Source organism: Aeromonas sp. R3-1 (genome assembly GCF_040908345.1).
Lineage (GTDB): Bacteria > Pseudomonadota > Gammaproteobacteria > Enterobacterales > Aeromonadaceae > Aeromonas > Aeromonas veronii.
In genome coordinates, this window is the sequence record NZ_JBFODN010000029.1 from 1 (window position 1) to 4,055 (window position 4,055).

Annotated in this window: 4 protein-coding genes; 1 reads left to right on the top strand and 3 read right to left on the bottom strand. The window is 61.8% G+C overall.

Annotation, left to right across the window (positions count from 1 at the left end):
- A partial coding sequence (locus AB5Y85_RS01715) for a fructose PTS transporter subunit IIA (RefSeq protein WP_368221084.1) occupies positions 1-1,126 on the bottom strand: 1,126 nt, incomplete at its 3' end.
- Positions 1,127-1,373: 247 nt separating this feature from the next.
- Here AB5Y85_RS01715 and AB5Y85_RS01720 point away from each other — a divergent pair.
- Positions 1,374-2,093 carry a GntR family transcriptional regulator gene (locus AB5Y85_RS01720; protein WP_005337027.1) on the top strand — a complete coding sequence of 240 codons (720 nt, stop codon included), beginning with the start codon at positions 1,374-1,376 and terminating at the stop codon, positions 2,091-2,093.
- 116 nt (positions 2,094-2,209) lie between these two features.
- Here the strand turns inward: AB5Y85_RS01720 and xseA are convergent, their stop codons facing one another.
- Positions 2,210-3,589 (bottom strand): exodeoxyribonuclease VII large subunit, encoded by a 1,380-nt coding sequence (gene xseA, locus AB5Y85_RS01725; RefSeq protein WP_257687848.1) that lies wholly within the window; start codon positions 3,587-3,589, stop codon positions 2,210-2,212.
- Positions 3,590-3,788: 199 nt separating this feature from the next.
- A partial coding sequence (locus tag AB5Y85_RS01730) for an integrase core domain-containing protein (RefSeq protein WP_368221085.1) occupies positions 3,789-4,055 on the bottom strand: 267 nt, incomplete at its 5' end.

Here is a 4,055-nt window from a genome sequence, read left to right on the forward strand (position 1 = left end):
CAAGCGCCGGTTTGTCCGCCAGCGAATAGGCGGTATAGGCAGCCAGCACCGGCACCATCAGGGTGCCCAGCATGCCACCGCCGAGTTTTCGGTACATCCAGAGCCAGGAGTTCTCGGTGTCAAACAGATGTTGCAGGCCGAAGATCTGGGCCAGCAGCACAGAGACGGCGAGCACGGTACCGCCTGCCACGATGAGCGGTACGGCAAAGGAGATGCCGCTCAGCAGCGCCTGCTTGAGCTCGGTCTTGAGGCTCACCTTCTTGCCGGTCTGCGCGTCGCTTTGGCTGGTGTTGGGCGTCGCGGCGGTGCGACCGGCCTTGGCCGCTTCCAGCGCGTCATTCAGGATCCGCTCGGCATGGCGGATGGGCTCGGCCACCGGCGTCTCGATCCGGGGGATGCCAGCAAAACGCTCCTGCTCTTTGATGGCCACCTCGGCGGCGAAGATGCAAGCCACCGCAGCATCGAGCGCCTCTTGCGGCAAGCGATCCTCGATGCCGTTGGCACCCTGCTTCTCGACCAGTACCCGAATGCCCAGCTTGCGCCCCGCCTTTTCCAGATACTCGGCAGCCATATAGGTGTGGGCGATCCCCGCCGGACAGGCGGTGACACAGACCACTGTGGGTTGATTTATATCTAAGTTGTCTTCTTTTGCTGGTTGCTTGCCGCTATCCCCTTCACCATCGAGCAGCGCCATCAGCTGCTCGGCACTCTGGGCCGCCAGCACTGCCTCGCGGGTATCGTCATCCACCAGGGCGGTGGTGAGGGTGGTGAGCAGCTGCATATGGGTCGAGCCCGCCTGATCGGTCGGGATCGCCAGCATGAAGATCAGGTTGACCGGCTCGGGGCCGTCGATCCCCTCCCAGCCCAGCTCCTCGCTTAAGGTTGCGACGGCAAAGGCCGCTTCGCGCACCGCATCGCACTTGCCGTGGGGCACCGCCAGCCCTTCGCCAAGGGCGGTGGGGCCCTGCGCCTCGCGGGCCATGACCGCGGCCAGAAAGGCGGCCTTGTCGTGCAGCTTGCCGGCCTGATCGAGCCGATCAGCCAGGGCATAAATGGCCGCATCCCGATCGGCAAACCGGGTTTGCAGCGTGATGAGATGGGGGCCGGTAAGACGGGTCAGATTCATGATGATCCTCTGTCAGGTTGGCTTGCCAGCAAGCCGTCATGGTGAAAGTGACAGCGATGCTAACAAACCGGCCGACTGATTTTTGTGAGTGGTATCATACAATTCGTTATTTGTATTGTTTTTGTATTGTTTGGTCAAGGGGATTTGTTAGGTCAAATGAGGCTGAGCCGTTTTGTCTGCCGGGCAAGTGGGGTAGAATGGCGCCTCTTCCATTTATCATGGCGCAGAGCCGACGAGGTGGCCTTTCGTGTCGAAAAAACCCATGTATCGCCAGATAGCCGACACCATCCAGCAGTGGATTGCGCAAGGGGAGCTGGCCCCCGGCGATGCCTTGCCCACCGAAGCCGAGCTGCGCGAGCAGTTCGGGGTGAGCCGGGTGACGGTGCGTCAGGCCCTCAAGCAGCTGACCGAACTCAACGTCATCGAGAGCATTCAGGGCAGCGGCAGCTATGTGCGGCAGGAGAAGGTGAACTACGACATCTATCAGCTCACCAGCCTCTATGAGAAGGTGACTGATCCGGCGGCCGAGACCCACAGCGACATTCTCGCCTTCGAGGTGATCAAGGCGAGCAGCGAGCTGGCCGAGCGGCTCAATCTGCTGGAAGGGGCGCTGGTCTACTACGTCAAGCGGGTGCGCTTTATTCGCCAGATCGCGGTAACGCTGGAGGAGACCTGGATGCCGCTCGCCCTCTTCCCCGATCTCAGCTATGCGGTGATGCAGGGCTCCAAGTACCACTACATCGAAGAGGTGAAGCAGCTGGTGATCGACCGCAGCGAGCAGGAGATCATTCCGGTGCTCCCCTCGGCGCAGGTGGTGGAGGCGCTCGGTATCGATCCTGCCAAACCCATTATCGAGAAGGTCTCCCGCGGCTTCTTGCAAGATGGCACAGTGTTCGAGTTCAGTCGCAACTTCTTCAAGAGCGATGATTACAAGTTCACCCTGGTGGCGCGCCGCGCCAAGGGCTGAGCGGGCGACAGCGCCCGAGATAAAAAAGGCCACCACCCTGTTTGCGGTGGTGGCCTTTGTTTTTGGCTGATTGCCGGGCTGAATAGCAGATTGGCTGGTGGTTTGATGCAGCCGATCTACTGTGCGGCGTCTTTAATAACTTCCTCGACCCGTACCTGCAGGCTCCCTTGCGCTAGGGTGGTGATGAGCTGGTCGCCACTGCTGACCTGATCGGCGCGGCTGATGACTTCACCACGCGCAGTGCGGGTGATGGAGTAGCCGCGCCCCAGAGTGGCGAGCGGGCTCACCCCGTCGAGGCGGGCGGTGAGCATGGCGAGGCGGTGGCTCGCAAGGTCTTGCCGCTTGGCAATCAGGGCATAGAGTCGCTCCTCGGCCAGCTGATGGCGGCGCTTGCCAGCTGCCAAGAGGCGCTCCGGGCTCTTGCCCTGCAGGCGCAGCTCAAGGTTGGTGAGGCGCCGCTCACCCTGATGCAGCCGCTGGCGCAATAGCTGTTGCAAACGGGTGGAGAGTTCGTCGAGGCGCTGGGATTGTTGTTCCAGCCGCCGCTTCGGATCCTGATGGTCGAGCCGCTTTTGCAGCAGGATGAAATGGTGGCGGGCGGCGGTCTGCTGGCGGCTCATCGCCTGCAGCAGTCGCTGCTTGAGGTGGGCGAGGCGCTGGATGCGGGCCTGATTGTCCGGCGCCACCAGCTCGGCGGCAGCCGACGGGGTAGGGGCGCGCAAGTCGGCGGCAAAGTCGCTGATGGTGACATCCACCTCGTGGCCCACTGCGCTCACCACCGGGATGGCGGAGTGTGCAATGGCGCGGGCCACCGCCTCTTCGTTGAAGCACCAGAGATCTTCGAGGGAGCCGCCACCACGGCCAACGATCAGCACATCCACCTCGGCGCGCTGGTTCGCTTTGGCGATCGCCGCGACGATCTGGCTGATGGCGGCGCTGCCTTGTACCTGGGTCGGGTAGATAAAGATCGGCAGATCCGGCGCACGCCGTTTAAGCACCGTCAGCATATCGTGCAGGGCGGCGCCGGTGGCGGAGGTGATAAGACCCACCGCCCGCGGTTCACGGGGCAGCGGCCGCTTGCGGCTTTCGTCAAACAGCCCCTCGGCGCCGAGGCGGCGCTTGAGCTCTTCAAAACGCAGGGCCAATACGCCGTCGCCCGCCGGCTGCATCGACTCGATGATCAGCTGGTAGTCGCCGCGCGGCTCATAGAGGGAGACCCGCGCCTGCACCAGCACCTGCATGCCATCCTGCGGGCGAAACGCCACCCGCCGGTTGTTGCCCTTGAACATGGCGCAGCGTACCTGCGCCGACATGTCCTTGAGGGAGAAGTACCAGTGGCCGGAGCTTGGCATCGCCAGATTGGAGAGCTCGCCGGTCAGCCACACCAGCCCGAGATCCTGCTCCAGGATCATGCGCACGGCGCTGTTGAGGCGGGTGACGGTAAAGACCTGCTGCTCGCGGCCGTTCGCCGCACTGGATGGGGTAAATCGGTTCAAAGGCGTACCTGTGGTCTGCTCCGGCGGGGCCGGGATAAAACGGTGGCCGCTATCTTAACCCGAAACAGGGGGAGGGCGTTAAGCAGGAGGCGTCAGCAGCAGAAAAGCAAGATTGGAAACGCTGCCGTTTATCCGGGCAGGCAGTATGGCTGTCTAGTCCTGAAATAGGTTTACACATTTTCAACTAGCATTTCTCTACTCAGAACCCCCAATGTACCGCATCGGGGGTTCTGTATTTCAACGCATGATGCGGCCGCTCCTCGTTGTAAATATCCACCGCTTCACGCACCATTTCCCGCGCTTGCGCCAAATCCTGCGGGCTTTGCAACAATAACTCTCCTTTCAAAATCCCGTTCACCCGCTCCGCCAATGCATTCTGGTAACAGTCATACCCATCCGTCATCGAGCATTTCACCCCGTACCGTTCATGTAGTGACTGATACAGCCCCGAGCAATACTGCACGCC